Below are 16,089 nucleotides of genomic sequence, written 5' to 3' on the forward strand. Positions count from 1 at the left end.
CGCAAGATGAAGCTCCAGAAGATGCGGGACTTAAATGACCGCCTGCGCTCCATCGAGAGCGAGGCCGATCGGCTGATGCTGGAGCTCTACCGCGACCTCTACTCCGGCCGCTACGAGGGCCAGCAGATGTTCCTGATCAAGGAGTTCTTCGAGATCCTGGAGAAGGCCATCGACCGTTGCCGCGAGTCCGGTGCGGTCGCCTACCAGATCGCGCTGAAGAATAGCTGAGGATGCCGCCGTGCTGACCCTCCTCATCGCGGTCGTTCTCACCGCGCTCGTCTTCGAGTACATCAACGGCTTCCACGACACGGCGAACTCCATCGCCACCGTGGTCGCGACCAAGGTGCTGGCGCCCATGCAGGCCGTGGCGCTGGCGGCCACCACCAACCTGATCGGTGCACTCTGGGGCACCGCGGTGGCCAAGACCATCGCCACCGGCCTGCTGGACGTGGGGGTGGTGGAGGTTACCTCCCAGATCATCATCTGCGCGCTCATCGGCGGCATCGTCTGGAACCTGGTGACCTGGTACCTGGGCCTGCCGTCCTCGTCCTCCCACGCGCTCATCGGCGGTCTGTGCGGGGCGGCGCTTGCCGCCGCGCACGGGCAATGGGGGGCGGTGATCTGGTCACAACCGGCCGACCCCTGGTATAAGGGCGCGGGGGTGCTCTGGAAGGTCGTCGTACCGATGGTCAGCAGTCCGGTGATGGGCTTCGTCGGCGGCTACCTGTTGATGGGGTTGCTGTTTGCACTCTTTTGGTCGATGTCGCGCAGCGGCGGTGTGCTCATGCGCATCGCCCGCCCGCGCTGGGCCAACGCCTTTTTCGGCAAGGCCCAACTCTTCTCCGCGGGTTACATGGGGCTGGCCCACGGGCTCAACGATGCGCAGAAGACCATGGGCATCATCGCGCTCGCCCTGGTCTCGGCACAGCACGCCGGGACCCTCGACGCGCTGCCCTCATGGCTCAGCTGGCTGCACCCAAGCCCGGCGGCGCTGGCGAAGGGCGACATCGACCTCTGGATCAAGCTCACCTGCGCCGTGACCATGGCGGCCGGCACCGCCATCGGCGGCTGGCGGATCATCAAGACCTTGGGCCACAAGATCGTGCGCCTGCACCCAATCCACGGCTTTGCAGCCGAGACCTCCGCGGCCACCGTGATCACCATTGCCTCCAGCCTCGGCATCCCGGTCTCCACCACCCACAATATCTCCGCGGCCATCATGGGCGTCGGGGCGGCCAAGCGTTTCTCCGCCGTGCGTTGGACCGTGGTCGAGCGCATGCTGTGGGCCTGGGTCCTGACCATCCCGGCCGCCGGCGGCATGGCCTTCGGGTTGGTGAAGCTGCTGCAATCGTTCGGTTTGGCCTGAACCTGATCGCCCTTTCCCGCAAGAGACTGATATTTCAACCATGCACGACGGCATCCTGTTCATCGTTTCCGCCCCGTCCGGCGCCGGCAAGACCAGCCTGGTTCGTGCCCTGCTGGAACGGGACCCGGGGCTCGGGCTCTCGGTCTCGGCCACCACCCGGGGGCCGCGTCCGGGCGAACGCGACGGGGTGCATTACCATTTCCTGGCCGTCGAGGACTTTCGTGCGGAGGTCGCTGCCGGGGCCTTTCTGGAGCACGCGGAGGTCTTTGGCAACCTCTACGGCACCCGCGAGGCTGACGTGCGCGGTGGCCTGGTGCCTGGCCGCGGTCTGATCCTGGAGATCGATTGGCAGGGCGCCCGCCAGGTCAGGACCCGCTTTCCCGCGGCCGTGGGTATCTTCATCCTCCCACCGTCGGGGGCCGAGTTGGAGCGTCGGCTGCGCACCCGCGGTACCGATAGCGACACGGTGATCGCCGGTCGGCTGGCTCAGGCCCGCGAGGACTGTACCCACTGGGGCGACTATGACTATGTGGTCGTCAACGACTGCTTCGAGACCGCACTGGCCGACCTGGCCGCGGTTGTTGCCGCCGAGCGGCTGCGCACCGCGCGTCGGCGGGACCTGAGTGCAACCGGCGACCTGCTGTGGCCCTGATTCCAGCGGCTGGGCATCCGCCGCACGCCTTCCCGGCAGGCCTGTTGGTTCATCGGCGTTCCCCTGCCCCGGCTCATTTCATTTCGTCGATGACGTGTACGAGATCGACCAGTGTGTCGACCTCCAGTTTCTCCATCACCTGATGACGATGCCGTTTGACGGTGCGCAGCGCAATTCCCAGCGCATCGGCAATCTCGAGATTGCGTTGGCCTAGCGCCACCCGCTGAGCGATCTCGCGCTCCCGCTCGGTGAGTGCATTGAGCCGCGTCGCGAGTTCGTCCCGGCGTGTACGCTGGTGCTGCCGTTGTGCGCTGACCGCCAGCGCCTTGGTCACGGCGTCGAGCAGGGTCTCGGCCTTCATCGGTTTGATCAGAAAGTCGAGCGCCCCGGCGCGGAAGGCGCTGGCCGCCTCCGGCGCGCCGCTGGAGCCGCTCATCAGCAGCATGGGGGCGTCGCCAAGCTCCTTCAGGCGGCGTTGCAGCTCCAGCCCATCGATCTGCGGCATCCTGACATCGCAGAGCAGGCAGCAAGGCCCCGGAAAACAAGGACCGTTCTCGCTCAACACCTGGAGAAAGGCGACGGCCGAGTCGTAGGTCTCGCAGGCATAACCCTCCAGCTCGAACAGCGCGCACAGGGCCAGCAGGATTTCGGCATCGTCGTCGATCACCACCACGCGACCGCGGGCACAGCGTTCGGCCAGCCGTCGGTCGCTGACCGTGATCGGTTGGCGGATGCATAGGTCTCGAATCATCGGTCAGGTCTCAATTGGGTCTCATCGGCCGCAGCGGTAACCGCAGCTCGGCCAGCGCTCCGCCGCCTGCCGCATTGGTCAGGGCCAGGTCGCCACCGTGTTGCTCGGCGATGGTACGCGAGATCGAGAGTCCCAGCCCCAGCCCCTGGGGCTTGGTCGTGAAGAACGGCTGGCCGGCCTGCCGCAAGGCCGCGGGCGATAACCCGGGGCCGCAGTCCTGCACGTGCAGGCGTGCCTGCCCATCCTGCTGGTCCAGACGGATCTCGATCTCGCGACGCTCGCCCTGGGATACCGCTTCGATCGCATTGCGCAGCACGTTGAGCACAATCTGCGAGAGCTGGACCGGATCGCCGGTGACCCAGAGCGGGGGCTGAGGCAGGCGTAAGTCCAAGTCGATGTGCTGGCCCCGCGCCTCGGCGGCCACCAGCTCGATGACGTCCAGTATGACCTGCGCCAGATCGACCGGCTCGCGCGGCGCCCGCGCCGGACGGATGAAGCCGCGGATATGTTCGACGATCTGCCTGGCGCGCTCGGTGTTGTGAACGATCTTGTCGAGAAAAGCGAGCGTCGGTCCCGGATCGTAGCCGCTGCTGCGCAGACCGCGCTGCGCCACCTCAGCGTTCGTAAGGATCGCGGTCAACGGCTGGTTCAGCTCGTGAGCCAGGGATGCCGACAGCAGGCCAAGGCTGCGTTGGCGCTCAAGCTGGGCAATCCGCTCGCTCAAGAGCCGGTTTTCCTCGCTGCGCGCCTGCGCCGCGGCGGCCGTGACCTGCGCCCCGATCAGGCGCTCGAGTGCGAGGCCAAGCCAGGCGATATTGCTGACGATAATGCCGAAGGTCACGGTCAGCGCCAACAGCAGCGAATCGTAGCCATGGGTCAGGAGCCGGGGATGGGAGGCCCCCAGGGCGGCACTGAGCAGACGCAGCCCAAACATGATGGCCATCGCGGCAAAGGCCGCGGCAATCCAGTCGGCGCTGCGTTGCCCGCCCCGCCGCCCCAGCCGCCGGGCCCACCAGGCCACGCGGGCGTTCATGACCAGCAACACAACTGAAACCATGACGTAGCGCAAAGACTCGCTGCCACCGAGCAGCAGCAATTGGTGTCCGGCCAGAAAGGCCAGTATCAGAATGACCAGACGACTGGCGGGCTCCGGGGCGTCGAGTGTCAGACGGACGGCCTGGAGTTTGAGCACGAGCATCAGGAATGCGAGCAGGGTGGCCAGGGTAAAGCCCAGCACCGGGGGTAGGATCGTGCGCAGGGCGAACAACAGGCTGGACCCCGCGGCGGCGAGACCGCCGCCGCACCACAGATGCAGCGCCAGGGTGCGCTGGCGCCACAGCACGGTCCAGAGCGCCAGCGAAATGAGCAGGCCGAGCACGCTGTTGGACAGAAAGCCGGTCTGGGTGTCAAAAATCATTACGTCGTTCAGGCGCCATCGGGACGAGCATCAAGGGCTTATAGGGTGCCGGATCTCCGGGGCGCCGTCCACTTGCGATCCTGACTCGATGAGGCAGGAGGACGCGCGGTGGGAATCTGTACGGCGAACCTGGCCGCGACGGCTGGGGCGGGGCGGGCAATCCCCGCCAGCCGGTTGCGCCGCCCCCGCTGGACCATCGGCGTCCGCTTGATTGGCCCTTTGGGGCAATAGACGAGCGGCGACCGTCCATTACCATATGTCGGCCCGGGGCCGCTTGGTCCTGCGTGATCCACTGTCTGTAAGAATTTGATCGAAAAGGGGTTTTCAGATGAGTCGTCCATCGCTTGCCCAACCGCCGTCCGTGACTGGGCCGCGCCATTGGTATTTCCTGGCATTGCTCGGCTGGTTCGCCGCGGGTGCCGCCGTTGCCGCGGATCAGCGACCGGGCCCGCCATCCGCCACAGCCGACCAGGCGGAGGCTGCGCTCGCACCGAATCCGCGCGGTGCCGCCACCGGCCCAACCACGGCCAAGGGCTACGACCACCCGGACCAGTTCATTCATCTCAAGGACGTGAAGCCGGCGGATAATATGTATCCGGTCATTGCCCACCCCGAGCAGGAACGGCAGGCGCGTGAGAAACTCGCGGCGCTGGAGAAGAAGACCGGCAAGAAGCCGAACATCCTGATCTTCCTGCTCGATGATGTGGGCTGGATGGACCCGGGTTTCAACGGCGGCGGTATCGCGGTCGGCAATGACACCCCGGTGATGGATCGGCTCGCGGCCGGCGGTCTGCTGCTCACCTCGGCCTATTCCACGCCCTCGTGCTCGCCGACCCGGGCCTCCATCCATACTGGTCAGAACCCGCTGCATCACGGCCTCCTGGACCCGCCGATGTACGGCGCGCCCGGGGGGCTCGAGGGGGCAGTGGCGCTCCCCAGCGTCTTGAAACAGCTCGGCTATGTGACTCAGGGGGTCGGCAAGTGGCACCTGGGTGAGAACCAGGCCTCACTGCCGCAGAACGTGGGCTACGACGACTACCTGGGGTTCCTCAGCGTCTCCGACATGTACAGCGAGTGGCGGGACATCTATTTCAACCCGGAGATTGCCCTGAGCCCGGCCCGGACCCGGATGATGGACGAGCTGCCGTTCAATCAGCACGAGGTCCACTGCACGCCGTCCGACAAGGCGCACTGCCAGAACGGGCGGTTCATCGATCTCGACTATATCAAGGACCTGGACCGGCACTGGATGGACTACAGCGTCGCCTTCATCCGCAAGCAGAAGGACAGTTCGAACCCCTTCTTCCTCTACCATGCCACCCGCGGCTGTCACTTCGACAACTATCCATCCGATCAATGGGCAGGCAAGTCACGCGCCCGCACCGCCTACAGTGACTGTATGGTCGAGATGGACCACGTCCTGGGTCAATTGGTGAAGGCACTGGAGGAAACCGGCCAGTTGGAGAATACCCTGGTGTTCTTCACCTCGGACAATGGCCCCGAATGCGAGGTCCCGCCGGCCGGCCGCACCCCCTTCCGCGGCTGCAAGGGGTCGGCCTGGGAGGGCGGACAGCGGGTGCCGACCTTCGCCTATTGGAAGGGCATGATTGCGCCGCGCCGCTCCGAAGGGCTCTTCGATCTCGCCGACCTCTTCAATACCTCGATCGCGCTGGCCGGCAAGCCCGGTGCCGAGGTCGGGGGATTCGTTCCCAAGAGCACCTACCTCGACGGCATCGACCAGACCGGTCTGCTGCTCGCCGATCAGGGTGAGTCCGCCCGCCGCAGCCGGCCATACATGCTCCTGGGCTATTTTGCGGCGATGCGCGTCGACGAGTTCAAGTGGATCTTTACCGCCGAATTGGAGAAGGGGTTCTTCCAGAAGGGCTATACCGGCGGATTCAGCGGTCCGATCGCCACGAGCACCGGCGGCGGGATCATGGCCAACCTCTACACCGACCCCCAGGAGGACATCGGCGTCGGGCTGCGTCATATCCCCATGATGACGCAAGTTCAGAATGCGGTGAGGGACTACCTGAAGGACCTGGAAAAGTACCCGCCGCGGCTCCAGCGCGGATTTGGGCCCAACAGCCTGGGTGCCCTCTACGACATCATTCCGATGCTCAAGGAGGCGGCCGGCAAGCGCGCTGCCGCGGGACCAGTCCCGGGCGCGCCCGCACCGGCACCGGGGCATTAGGTCGGTTCCGCCGGGACCAGGGCGGGGGCGACGGGAATGTTCGTCCCCCGCCGACAATCAAGTATAGAGGTTGAAAGAACCATATGACCAAAACGATGACGGTCGGGGCGCTCGTCGCGCTGCTCGGGGCGGCGACCACCCCGGCCCGCGCCGAATTGAGCGCCGAGCAGTTGGCAAAGATCACGCAGAACCCGCTTGGCAACCTGATCAGCGTGCCGTTCCAGAACAACACCAATCTCCATTTCGGCCCCCAGAAGAATACGCAGGATGTGCTCAACATCGAGCCGATCATCCCGTTTGAGGTCAATTCCGACTGGAATATCATCACGCGCACGATCGTGCCGGTGATCTGGATGCCGGACCTGGCGCCGACGGTCAAGGCGGTGAACGGCATCGGCGATACGGTCTTCACCGCCTGGCTGTCGCCGGCCAAACCCGGGAAATGGATCTGGGGGGCTGGGCCGGTCGTCCAGGCGCCTACCGATAGTGATACCAGGCTCGGCAATCGCAATTGGGGCCTGGGGCCCTCGGTCGTCATCGTTCATCTCGATCACGCCAGCCCCTGGGTCTTCGGCATGCTCGTGAACAATATCTGGTCGCTGTCCAGTAATCAATCGGGCGGCTCCTACAACCATGGCGTCATCCAACCAGGCATCAATTACAACTTCAAGAACGGCGTCTATCTTACTTCGTCGCCCATGATCACGGTCGATTGGCGGGCCGCGAGCAGTCAGCAGTGGACCGTGCCGGTGGGCGCCGGCATCGGCAAGGTCTTTCGCTTAGGCGGCAAGTTGCCCGTTAATCTACAACTGTCCGGCTATTACAACGTGGTCTCCCCCACCAATAGCTCGGACTGGACGATCCGGGCGCAAGTGCAGTTTCTGTTCCCCAAATGACATTAGTGAGGAATCATAATGACCGACTCAACTAACCTAGAGTCCACCGGTTGGACGCGGCGCGACGCATTGAAACTCACAGGTTGGAGCCTGGGTGGCCTGGCCGTTGGCGGTGCGCTGACGGAAGCCGGGGCGGGTACCGCCGTGGCCGCTGAGGGCTGTGCGGACGCCAGTTGCTCCTGCCCCCCGGGGCCGAGCTGTGACTGGACCGACGAGGCCGCCGCGCAGCGCTATAGTTACTTCGACAAGCTACCGGCCTTTGCCCCGTTCAGTCATCGCACCCGCACCACGATCGCGCCGCTGGCCGAAAATGAGATGCGGATCAGCTTCATGGGGTCGGCGAACCCGCCCCCCTCCCCGGCCCGGCGGATGATGAGCATCTTTGTCGAGGTGGGTTGGGACCCGGAGCGAGAGATGCCGCTGGACCAGTTTGTATTCGACTGCGGCAGCGGGGTCCGTGCCAATTACGGGGCGATGAACGTCGGGTTCGGGCGGATGGACAAGGTCTTTCTGACCCATCTGCACGGCGATCATATGAGCGACCTGACCCACATCTATTGCTTCGGTCCAGCGGAAGATCGCAAGTATCCACTTTACGTTTGGGGGCCTGGGCCTTCGGGCGTGGAAAATCCGGTCTGGTCGCAAAATCCCAACCAGCCGCGCTATTTCGAGGACGGCACACGGGCCTTCTGTGGGCATCTGCGCGAGGCCTGCCGCTGGCATAGCGAGAGCTTCAGCTTCGAGCCCACCGGCTACCTCGGCCACCGCGCGCCCACCCGCGAAAGTTGGGGTTTACCCTGCGAACCCGTGCCGGTCGGGTATGATTCGCCGGACGATGGCTATGCCATGATCCCGATCGAGCTGGATTTGCAGAACTATGCGAAGGGAGAGAACGTCGCGTATGAAAATAAGGCGACCGGGGTCAAGATCACTTGGTTCCCGGTGATCCATGCCCGTAAGGGTTCGATCGGCTACAAGCTCGAATGGCGGGGGCGGAGCATGATCTATACGGGTGATACCAAGCCCGAAAGGCTCAGCCTGGAGGCAGCGCGCAACGGCGGTCGGGGTGTGGACGTATTCATCCACGAGATGGATGCGCCGGCGGAAGTGTGGGCCATGAAGATCAGGGGCTTGAACGATCCCGCCAAGGTTCCTAAATTGGTCGTGAGCTTGGTCGAGACGGTGGAGGATAGCTCTCATACGCCACAGGGGGCATTTGGTTATCTGCTCAACCAGATCGAACCGCGTCCGCGGCTCACGGTCGCCACCCATTTTCCGACCGCCGACGATACGGTGGCCTGTGCCATGAAGAGCGTCCAGCAACATTGCAAGGTCTACCAGGGGAATGATCCGCATCCGCCGGAGGCTGGCAGCCGGATCACCTGGTCCTTCGATCGCATGGTGATCTCGGTCACCCCCGAGCGCATCGTCGAGCAGCGTGCTGAGGTCAATGAATTCCGGCTCACCGCGACCTTGCAGGTCCCGCGCAGTGCCGCCCTGACCTTGAAGACCCCAAGATATCACTATACCGATAAGTTCGGGGTCACTTCCGGGAATCCCTACGCGCAGATCGATCTGTCGACTGGGATCCCCGCCTGCAATTGCGACCACACCTGCAATTTCCGGGAGGACGGGTATTGATTTCTCACCTGCGCCAGCTTGGGGCGTCAGCGGTCAAGGCGTTCGCCCCCGGCGCGGCCTTGAGCACTAAATGCCACTGAGTCTTGACGCGGCCGGTGGCGCTCCTACGTCGTAGGAGCGGGCGCAATGCCGTTAAGTTAAGCCGTTCGTGGTGAGCCTGTCGAACCATGAACGACTTAACTTCAGCGGGTTAAGGATTCCCCGTTCACCCTTCGACAGGCTCAGGGCGAACGGGGAATCCTTAACTTAATGGCATTGGGAGCGGGCCCCTCCCGCGACGAATGTCAATGTCACCATGTCACCCCCTCAGCTTGCCCCGAGATCAAGATGAGGCGTCGATCACCACTCCGGCCACCCAGCCTCTCGTGACACCGCTCCAACGGTGTAACGCCGCGAACTAACGTGTTGCCTTGGGTGCAGCGTGAAGCCTAAAGCGGCGCGCGCTCCTGACCAGGTATTCAGAGTGGAAGCCTGAGCAGTTGCTCAGCATTCACGTGGGCAAATGCAGCCCGCTCATCTTCCGAAATCGGCAGGCCTTCGAGCCAGGCGCGCGCCCCCGTCATAGTGACGTATGGATAATCCATGGCAAATAACATCTTGTTCACGCCCAATACCTCTTTGCAGAAAATGAAGTTAGGCGTGTAATACATGCCGCTGGCCGTGACGTAGACCTGATCGCGATACGTCTGGCTGATGCTGCGCGTTAGGCCAGTTGCCTCCCTCGGCATTGCGTCGTCCATGCGCTCGAGATAGAACGGTACCAGTTCGCCCCAGTGACCACTGATGATCCTGAGCCCCGGATGCCGGTCCAGCGTTCCGGACAGGATCAGACGGATTACCTGGATACCGGCTTCGTTATGCCATCCATAGCCGCCCAGGGAGAATCGGGCGGTCACCTCTTTGCTGAAGCCGGAGTAGTAAGGTTGCTGGACCGCGCGCAGCGGCGGCCCGGGGTGGAGGTAGATCGGTGCATCGAGTGCTTCGAGCTTGGCGAGAATAGGATCGAACTGCGGAGCGTCGAGCATGGCGTCATCCCCGGCGCGTCCAAAGATCTGCGTGGCTGTCAGCCCAAGCTCGGTGACGGCCCGCTCGGCCTCACGCGCAGCGGCATCGGCGTCTTGCCACGGAAGCGTGAAGAAGCCACCAAATCGCTTCGGGTATCTGTGGGCGATTTCGGCAAGTCGGTCATTCACCTTGCGGGAGAGGTCGACAGCTTCCCCGACCGGCATTGCTTGGATGGGCTGCGCAATCGATAGGACTTGGGTGTCGATGCCGTTGGCGTCCATCTTCTCGATACGGCTGTCGATAGATGCAGTCGCCAGCTCAATCGCCCGCATCGTTCCATCGAGATGTGGCCGATGGTCTCCCCAAGCCTCTGGGTTATCCTCGAGCTGGCTGCCCAGATCAATGATATAAGGCGCCATCCTGACGATCGTTGGAGCGGCCGCCTTGGCCCACTCGGTCTCATAGAAATGCGCCTCTAAGCAAATGATTCGTAAAGACATGATGCGACCTCTCAGGAAGGTTAGTTGCTGAAACCGGGGCCCCAACGTTGCCCCGCGCCTAGTCGGGGACTGCAAACGATGTATAGGATTTTCGGCCCTGTCCGGAACTGTGCCCCGTGACGTTGTACCGAAAGCATCTAACGATTAAGCATTTATACGTCGTGCGCGCCGCACTGATCCTCGGTAGTGGCAGGGCGCCGCGCGCGCACGACGTAGAAGTGTGTGTTGAACTAATCCGATCCCGGCATGACGCCCGCCGCCGACCCGGGACTCCCTAGCGATAGGGCATTGTATCCGCGGGGCGGTGAGCGTCGGCCATCAGCGGGGTGTAGTGCCGGGCACCGGTGGCGGTTGGGGGCATAAACCGGGCATTCGCGAGGCTCCACAAGCGTGGCTGGCGTGACCAATGAGATTATTGCGAAGTGTAGACCATTTTCCGGAATCTGCGCAAGAGCGCCCGCAGGCCGTCTCGCGGCCTGTGATCAACGGCCGGGGGGCGCGGCGTTGTTAGATTAGCTGGGCGCAGTCACTCTTCTCACACCTTCACCACGGCGCTGCGGGGCCACGCGTTTGGTCACATGAAACCGGCTCTCGCGGCAATTTGGACAGGGATAGCCGCCGAACTGTGCGGCCGGCTTGGAGGGTTCCGCGGCAGTCGGCGCCGGGGTGGCGGGCGTCGTGCGGATCGCCCTCAACCGGTGTGCCCGGCAGCGGTTGCAGAGAAAGCCGAAGTGGTGCACCCGAATAAAGCACTTGCGCAGAACATGCAGCAGGAAACGACGAATGAGTTCCTCTCCGGTCAGGGTCATCACCTTGCGGCGGTCGCCATCGCGGTAGTCTTTGTATGCGTGGTCGATGGACTCACCGTCAAAGCCACTGCGAAAGTGCCGCGACAGGGCGCGTACCGTGAGCAGTTGATGTCAGATGCCGTCCGTCCCGAAAGACCCATCCGCCACCAGGTGGAGGGTGGTTTGGATACGACGGTGCCCCAGCAGCCGTTGCAGGCGCTCCACCGCCATCCACGCCGCCAATTGATACATGGCCAAGGCGTGACCCAGGCCATGAATGCGGCCGGGCGTGGTGACACCCGCCGCCTGCTTGGCGTCGGTGAAGGCCCGCTGCAATGCGGTCGTGGACAGTGGCTCACCGCTACGCACGGTGAAGCGCCAGTCCGCGTTGGTCATGGTCCCGGCCACCGTCCTAGCCGCGAGGTCGTTGGTCCGCACAGCGGACCCAACGGATCGCGGCATTACCGTAGGGTCCGCTGTGCGGACCGATCGCCGCTGGCTGGAGGATGCTCAAGGCGTTCAGTCGCTCTGGTTATTGCGACCGTCGCGACCTCTTGTGCTACGCTAAGAGGTCGCGCGCCTGCGTGTGGCGCCCCGGCCCCAAGATGCCGGTGTGCCCAGCCGCCCGGGCCTCCTGCCGGCGCTATCCCGCTATCCCGGTTATTTGTTGAATTCGCTGTTGGAGTATTGTTTGATGGCCCGCATCACCGTAGAGGATTGCCTCAACCACGTTGACAACCGTTTCGACCTGGTCCTGCTTGCCACCAAGCGCGCCCGCCAGCTCGCCAACGGTGTGGAGCCCACCCTGCCTTGGCTCAAGGACAAACCCACCGTCATGGCGCTGCGCGAGATCGCCGCAGGCCGCATCACCAACGAGGTGGTCCAGGCCGCTCAGCGCCACATCGAAGAGACCGCCGCGGCGCTGGAACAACGCCTCGCGGCCGAACTCGCCGCCGACATGCGTGACCTGGACTCGGACAAGGAGTAACGCCTTCAAGCACGAGCGCACGCCGCGGGGGTCGCTTAGCCCGGATGGCTGTCGGGCCGGCCGCGTCCAATCGGACGCGGGTTGGGTCTGCGACTGCCCGCCCGTGGCGGCGGCTGCGTGTCGGCCGCCGAGCGTGCCTTGGCGTTGCCGCCGACATCCGCCCGGGAAGCTAAGGTGATGACCGACGCTTCCCCCCTGGCCGCGCCTGAGGCGATGACCGACGCGGCCCCCCCAGCCGAGCAACCCAGTCCGGGGCCGAGCAGCCCCTCGCGTTTCCTCATCAGCGACCTGTGCGCCTCGCTGGAGTCTTACCTGCCGCTGGAACAGGTGAGCGAGGTCTATCGCGCCTATCTGTTCGGTGCCGAGGCCCATCAGGGCCAGAGCCGCAAGTCCGGTGAGCCCTACATCTACCACCCGCTGGCGGTGGCGCGCACCCTCAGTACCATGCACATGGACTACAAGTGCCTGATCGCCGCCATCCTGCACGACGTGATCGAGGATACCCCGATCGCCAAGGATCGGCTCGCCGAGGTCTTCGACAGCGAGGTCGCCGAACTGGTGGACGGCGTCAGCAAGCTTTCCCAGATCGACTTCGCCTCCCGCGCCGAGGCCCAGGCGGCCAGCCTGCAAAAGATGCTTCTGGCGATGACTCGCGACATCCGGGTGATCCTGATCAAGCTCGCCGATCGCCTGCACAACATGCGCACCCTAGGCGTGATGAGCGGCGAGAGTCGGCGGCGCATCTCGCGCGAGACGCTGGATATCTTTGCCCCGATCGCCAACCGCTTGGGGATCAGCAGTATCCGGGTCGAGCTCGAGGAGTTGGGCTTCAGCCACTACTGGCCCTGGCGCCACCTGATCCTGGAGCGGGCGGTGCAGAAGGCCAGCGGGGCGCGCTCCGAACTGCTCGCCGGGGTCGAGGCCACGATCAAGCGCCGGCTCCAGCAGGAGGGCATCCAGGGCGAGGTCAAGAGCCGCTGCAAGAACCTCTACAGCATCTACCGCAAGATGAAGGAGAAGCGGCGCTCCTTCTCCGAGGTGGTGGACGTGTTCGGGGTGCGGGTGACGGTGGACCGGGTGGACACTTGTTACCGCGTCCTGGGCCAGGTCCACAACCTCTACAAGCCGGTGCCCGGGCGCTTCAAGGACTACATCGCTATCCCCAAGGCAAACGGCTACCAATCGCTTCACACGGTGCTCTTTGGCCCTCAGGGCGTGCCCCTGGAGATCCAGATCCGCACCGAGGCCATGGAGCGCGGTGCCGAGTCGGGTATCGCCGCCCATTGGATGTACAAGAGCGGCGGCCAGCACCCCAACTCGCCCGCCAACCTGGCTAACGATTGGCTCCAGAACCTGCTCGTGATGCAGCAGGGCGCCGGTAATCCCCAAGATTTCCTGGAGAACGTCAAGGTCGACCTGTTCCCTGACGACGTCTATGTCTTCACTCCCAAGGGCCGCATACTCACGCTCAAGCGGGCGTCGACAGTGGTGGACTTTGCCTATGCCATCCATTCCGACGTGGGCAATACCTGCGTGGGTGGGAAGATCGACCGGCGTCTCGCCGCCTTGAGCACCCCGCTGCGCAGCGGCCAGACGGTCGAGGTCATCACCGCCCCGGGGGGTAAACCCAATCCGGGTTGGCTCGCTTTTGTGGTTACCGGCAAGGCCCGCGCCGGCATCCGCGGCTACCTTAAGAGTCTCAAGGCCAAGGAGGCCGAGGCCCTGGGCCGGCGCCTGTTGAGCGCCGAACTGAACGCGCTCGGCAGCGACCTGGCTCAACTGGCCCCGGCGGCCATCGTCGGCTATCTGGACGACGCCGGCCTCCCGGATGCCGCCGCACTGCTCGTGGACATCGGTCTGGGCAATCGCCTGCCGGCCCTGGTGGCGCGCCGTTTGGTGGGCGGGGAGGTGGACAGCGCGGGCGCCGCTGCGGGGGCGGTGGCCGAGCCCCACCCGCACCGCTTCGCCATCCGCGGCACCGAGGGGATGGTCGTCACCTTCGCCCGTTGCTGCCGCCCCATCCCGGGGGATGTGGTGGCCGCTGTCTTCAGCCCCGGGCGCGGAATCGTGGTCCACCGCCAGGAGTGCCGCAATCTGAGCAGTCTGGAGACGCGGCGCAACAAGCGGTTGGATGTCGAGTGGGCACCCGAGCCGGACGGGGACTTCCCGGTCGAGATCCGGGTCGATATCGGCAACCGCCGCGGCGCCCTGGCGGTGGTGGCGGGGGTCATCGCCGAGCAGGGGTCAAACATCGAGAACGTCCAATCCACGGAAAAGGACGGCAGCACCTCCACCCTCGAATTCCTGGTGACCGTGCGCGGTCGCCAACACCTGGCGCGCATCATGCGCCGGCTGCGCCAGATCCCGCTGGTGATGCGCATTACCCGGGTGAGTCGCTGAGATGGGTATGTTCGATTCACTCTATATCGAGATCGACGGTAAGGAGACCGAGGTCCAGACCAAGCGCTTCGATTGCTGCCTGGCCAGCTATCGCATCGGCGACTGCATCGACGGGGCCAGCCCCGGCGTGCGGGTCTATTTCGATGAACTGGATATCGATCAGTCGGGACGGCTGGTCTATGGCCACACCGAGGACGCGGCGCGTTCCTTGACCCTATTCGTCGTACTGATCCAGGGCGTTTTTGCGGATTACAGCCTGGACGAAGGACGGCTGGAACCCAAGGCCATCGAGCAGCGGGTTGGCGAGTTGCGTGAGCGTTGGGCGGACTCCGCACGGGCCATCGACTTTCTCGTCGGCGTCGTCATGGTGAAGCAGCAAAGGATCGCTGCACTTGAAGGCCGCATCGCCCACGCCTCGACTGTCCTCGCCAGTGCCCGTCGACTGCGTGCCGGGGAGGAGCTCAAGCACCTGTTCGGGTGGGCGCGTGAGACAGACGAGCGCCTAATCCGCGGTGACGATCCTCTGGACGTGTTCGAATGGGCCTTGGGCGATGGGGCATCAACCTTCAGTTTTCGCTCCGGCCGGGGCGCCAGTGCCGATCCGCTGGAAGAGTATCGGCTTTGAGCCGGGCCTGCGATCAGGCCCTTTGTCGGCCACCGCGAAGCTCCGCAAGCTGATCTTTCACCTTCAATGAAGCCGCCCCCGGAGGGGCGGATAAAACGCGTGCGGGGGCGATTCTTGTGTGCCCCGCTGGCGGCCTCTCGTGACACCGCTGCGGTGGTGTCACGCGCTCTGCGCCGCGATTGCCGCCGGTCTGGATTGATGATCAAGGCCAGCCGGGACGAATGCCGCTTGCAGGACCACTCAGATGAGCGTGCCGGTTGGCCGCATACCGCTATCCTTGCTGACCGGTTGTCTGGGCAGCGGTAAGACGACCCTGTTCGCCGCACTGCTGCGGCGGCCCGGCATGGGGCGTACGCTCGGTGAGCAGACAGCCGGTACAACGTACCAGTATCGCATTTACGCCCTTGATAAAGGCGGCACCTACAGTGTCTGGAGTGTTTCGAGCGCACCAGCGATCTTCACCCAGCAGCCGTAACCTGAGCCCATCGGCCGGCAGCGCGGCGGGAAGGGATCCCGCCGCCTGATCGCACCGGGGCGTCGATCATCCGACCTGGATCTCGTAACCGTTCAACCCCTACCCCAACCCTCCCCCGCAAGGGGGGGCCGGATGATCAGGACCAAGGCGAAAGCCCTGGACTTGCTGGTGCGCCTGTCGGTCGGCCTTGAGGACCTCGCGGACCTCAAGGCCGATCTGCACCAAGCACTCGCCGCCGCGAGCGCGGGTTAGAACTGGTAATTGAATCCCGCGCTGATCCCACCGTCGAGCAGATTGGTACGGGCCTCGCCCATCAGGGCACCATAGATAGAGGCGTTCTTGAGCACGCGGTAGGTGGCGCTCACGTCGAGTTGTGCGAAGGTCCGCCCGA

15 protein-coding genes and 1 pseudogene are annotated in these 16,089 nt (G+C 64.4%); 11 read left to right on the forward strand and 5 right to left on the reverse strand.

From position 1 onward, the window contains the following. The 3 genes and pseudogenes from QZY44_RS06140 to gmk form a co-directional block, all read left to right on the forward strand. Positions 1-228, forward strand: a pseudogene (locus tag QZY44_RS06140) (pit accessory protein); the annotation flags it as partial. A gap of 10 nt (positions 229-238) precedes the next feature. Next, positions 239-1,366, forward strand: a complete 1,128-nt coding sequence (locus QZY44_RS06145) for an inorganic phosphate transporter (RefSeq protein WP_295443691.1) — start codon at positions 239-241, stop codon at positions 1,364-1,366. 40 nt (positions 1,367-1,406) lie between these two features. After that, positions 1,407-2,018, forward strand: coding sequence for a guanylate kinase (gene gmk, locus QZY44_RS06150; protein ID WP_295443694.1), 612 nt, complete (start codon positions 1,407-1,409; stop codon positions 2,016-2,018). A gap of 73 nt (positions 2,019-2,091) precedes the next feature. On the opposite strand, the gene QZY44_RS06155 is transcribed toward gmk, so the two are convergent. Both QZY44_RS06155 and QZY44_RS06160 read right to left on the reverse strand, forming a co-directional pair. Beyond that, a complete protein-coding gene (locus tag QZY44_RS06155) occupies positions 2,092-2,769 on the reverse strand; it encodes a response regulator (RefSeq protein ID WP_295443697.1) in 678 nt (225 codons plus the stop codon). Positions 2,770-2,779: 10 nt separating this feature from the next. After that, complete coding sequence (locus QZY44_RS06160; RefSeq protein ID WP_295443701.1) at positions 2,780-4,186, reverse strand: ATP-binding protein; 1,407 nt, start codon at positions 4,184-4,186, stop codon at positions 2,780-2,782. Between the two features lie 328 nt (positions 4,187-4,514). On the opposite strand from QZY44_RS06160, the gene QZY44_RS06165 reads away from it, so the two are divergent. The 3 genes from QZY44_RS06165 to QZY44_RS06175 all read left to right on the forward strand — a co-directional run bounded on the left by QZY44_RS06165 (position 4,515) and on the right by QZY44_RS06175 (position 8,917). Beyond that, complete coding sequence (locus QZY44_RS06165) at positions 4,515-6,380, forward strand: sulfatase-like hydrolase/transferase (RefSeq protein WP_295443704.1); 1,866 nt, start codon at positions 4,515-4,517, stop codon at positions 6,378-6,380. An 83-nt stretch (positions 6,381-6,463) separates the two neighbouring features. Continuing rightward, entirely contained in the window at positions 6,464-7,276 is an 813-nt protein-coding gene (locus tag QZY44_RS06170) for a neuromedin U (RefSeq protein ID WP_295443707.1), read from the forward strand. Between the two features lie 18 nt (positions 7,277-7,294). Next, entirely contained in the window at positions 7,295-8,917 is a 1,623-nt protein-coding gene (locus QZY44_RS06175) for a hypothetical protein (protein WP_295443710.1), read from the forward strand. 458 nt (positions 8,918-9,375) lie between these two features. Here QZY44_RS06175 and QZY44_RS06180 read toward each other — a convergent pair whose 3' ends face one another. From QZY44_RS06180 to QZY44_RS06190, 3 genes are all read right to left on the reverse strand, one after another. Continuing rightward, a complete protein-coding gene (locus QZY44_RS06180; protein ID WP_295443713.1) occupies positions 9,376-10,422 on the reverse strand; it encodes an amidohydrolase family protein in 1,047 nt (348 codons plus the stop codon). Positions 10,423-10,934: 512 nt separating this feature from the next. Then, positions 10,935-11,336: a transposase gene (locus tag QZY44_RS06185; protein WP_365303460.1), complete on the reverse strand. Its 402-nt coding sequence runs from the start codon at positions 11,334-11,336 to the stop codon at positions 10,935-10,937. A 6-nt stretch (positions 11,337-11,342) separates the two neighbouring features. Continuing rightward, positions 11,343-11,606, reverse strand: a complete 264-nt coding sequence (locus QZY44_RS06190; RefSeq protein WP_295443716.1) for a tyrosine-type recombinase/integrase — start codon at positions 11,604-11,606, stop codon at positions 11,343-11,345. Positions 11,607-11,904: 298 nt separating this feature from the next. Between QZY44_RS06190 and rpoZ the strand changes: the two genes are divergently transcribed. From rpoZ to QZY44_RS06215, 5 genes are all read left to right on the forward strand, one after another. After that, positions 11,905-12,198 (forward strand): DNA-directed RNA polymerase subunit omega, encoded by a 294-nt coding sequence (gene rpoZ / locus QZY44_RS06195; protein ID WP_295384730.1) that lies wholly within the window; start codon positions 11,905-11,907, stop codon positions 12,196-12,198. A gap of 213 nt (positions 12,199-12,411) precedes the next feature. Then, positions 12,412-14,598 carry a RelA/SpoT family protein gene (locus tag QZY44_RS06200; RefSeq protein WP_295443731.1) on the forward strand — a complete coding sequence of 729 codons (2,187 nt, stop codon included), beginning with the start codon at positions 12,412-12,414 and terminating at the stop codon, positions 14,596-14,598. 7 nt (positions 14,599-14,605) lie between these two features. Then, positions 14,606-15,223, forward strand: a complete 618-nt coding sequence (locus QZY44_RS06205; protein ID WP_295443719.1) for a hypothetical protein — start codon at positions 14,606-14,608, stop codon at positions 15,221-15,223. Positions 15,224-15,467: 244 nt separating this feature from the next. Further along, positions 15,468-15,698, forward strand: a complete 231-nt coding sequence (locus tag QZY44_RS06210; RefSeq protein WP_295443722.1) for a hypothetical protein — start codon at positions 15,468-15,470, stop codon at positions 15,696-15,698. A gap of 132 nt (positions 15,699-15,830) precedes the next feature. Further along, positions 15,831-15,950: a PLP-dependent transferase gene (locus QZY44_RS06215; protein WP_295443725.1), complete on the forward strand. Its 120-nt coding sequence runs from the start codon at positions 15,831-15,833 to the stop codon at positions 15,948-15,950. Positions 15,951-16,089 lie beyond the last annotated feature (139 nt).

It is taken from the genome of uncultured Thiodictyon sp. (assembly GCA_903837595.1).
Lineage (GTDB): Bacteria > Pseudomonadota > Gammaproteobacteria > Chromatiales > Chromatiaceae > Thiodictyon.

Excerpts from the sequence above, each read along its gene's own strand:
- gmk (WP_295443694.1), top strand. The coding sequence starts at position 1,407 with ATGCACGACGGCATCCTGTTCATCGTTTCCGCCCCGTCCGGCGCCGGC.
- QZY44_RS06155 (WP_295443697.1), bottom strand. The coding sequence starts at position 2,769 with ATGATTCGAGACCTATGCATCCGCCAACCGATCACGGTCAGCGACCGA.
- QZY44_RS06160 (WP_295443701.1), bottom strand. The coding sequence starts at position 4,186 with ATGATTTTTGACACCCAGACCGGCTTTCTGTCCAACAGCGTGCTCGGC.
- QZY44_RS06165 (WP_295443704.1), top strand. The coding sequence starts at position 4,515 with ATGAGTCGTCCATCGCTTGCCCAACCGCCGTCCGTGACTGGGCCGCGC.
- QZY44_RS06170 (WP_295443707.1), top strand. The coding sequence starts at position 6,464 with ATGACCAAAACGATGACGGTCGGGGCGCTCGTCGCGCTGCTCGGGGCG.
- QZY44_RS06175 (WP_295443710.1), top strand. The coding sequence starts at position 7,295 with ATGACCGACTCAACTAACCTAGAGTCCACCGGTTGGACGCGGCGCGAC.
- QZY44_RS06180 (WP_295443713.1), bottom strand. The coding sequence starts at position 10,422 with ATGTCTTTACGAATCATTTGCTTAGAGGCGCATTTCTATGAGACCGAG.
- QZY44_RS06190 (WP_295443716.1), bottom strand. The coding sequence starts at position 11,606 with ATGACCAACGCGGACTGGCGCTTCACCGTGCGTAGCGGTGAGCCACTG.
- rpoZ (WP_295384730.1), top strand. The coding sequence starts at position 11,905 with ATGGCCCGCATCACCGTAGAGGATTGCCTCAACCACGTTGACAACCGT.
- QZY44_RS06200 (WP_295443731.1), top strand. The coding sequence starts at position 12,412 with ATGACCGACGCGGCCCCCCCAGCCGAGCAACCCAGTCCGGGGCCGAGC.
- QZY44_RS06205 (WP_295443719.1), top strand. The coding sequence starts at position 14,606 with ATGTTCGATTCACTCTATATCGAGATCGACGGTAAGGAGACCGAGGTC.
- QZY44_RS06210 (WP_295443722.1), top strand. The coding sequence starts at position 15,468 with ATGAGCGTGCCGGTTGGCCGCATACCGCTATCCTTGCTGACCGGTTGT.
- QZY44_RS06215 (WP_295443725.1), top strand. The coding sequence starts at position 15,831 with ATGATCAGGACCAAGGCGAAAGCCCTGGACTTGCTGGTGCGCCTGTCG.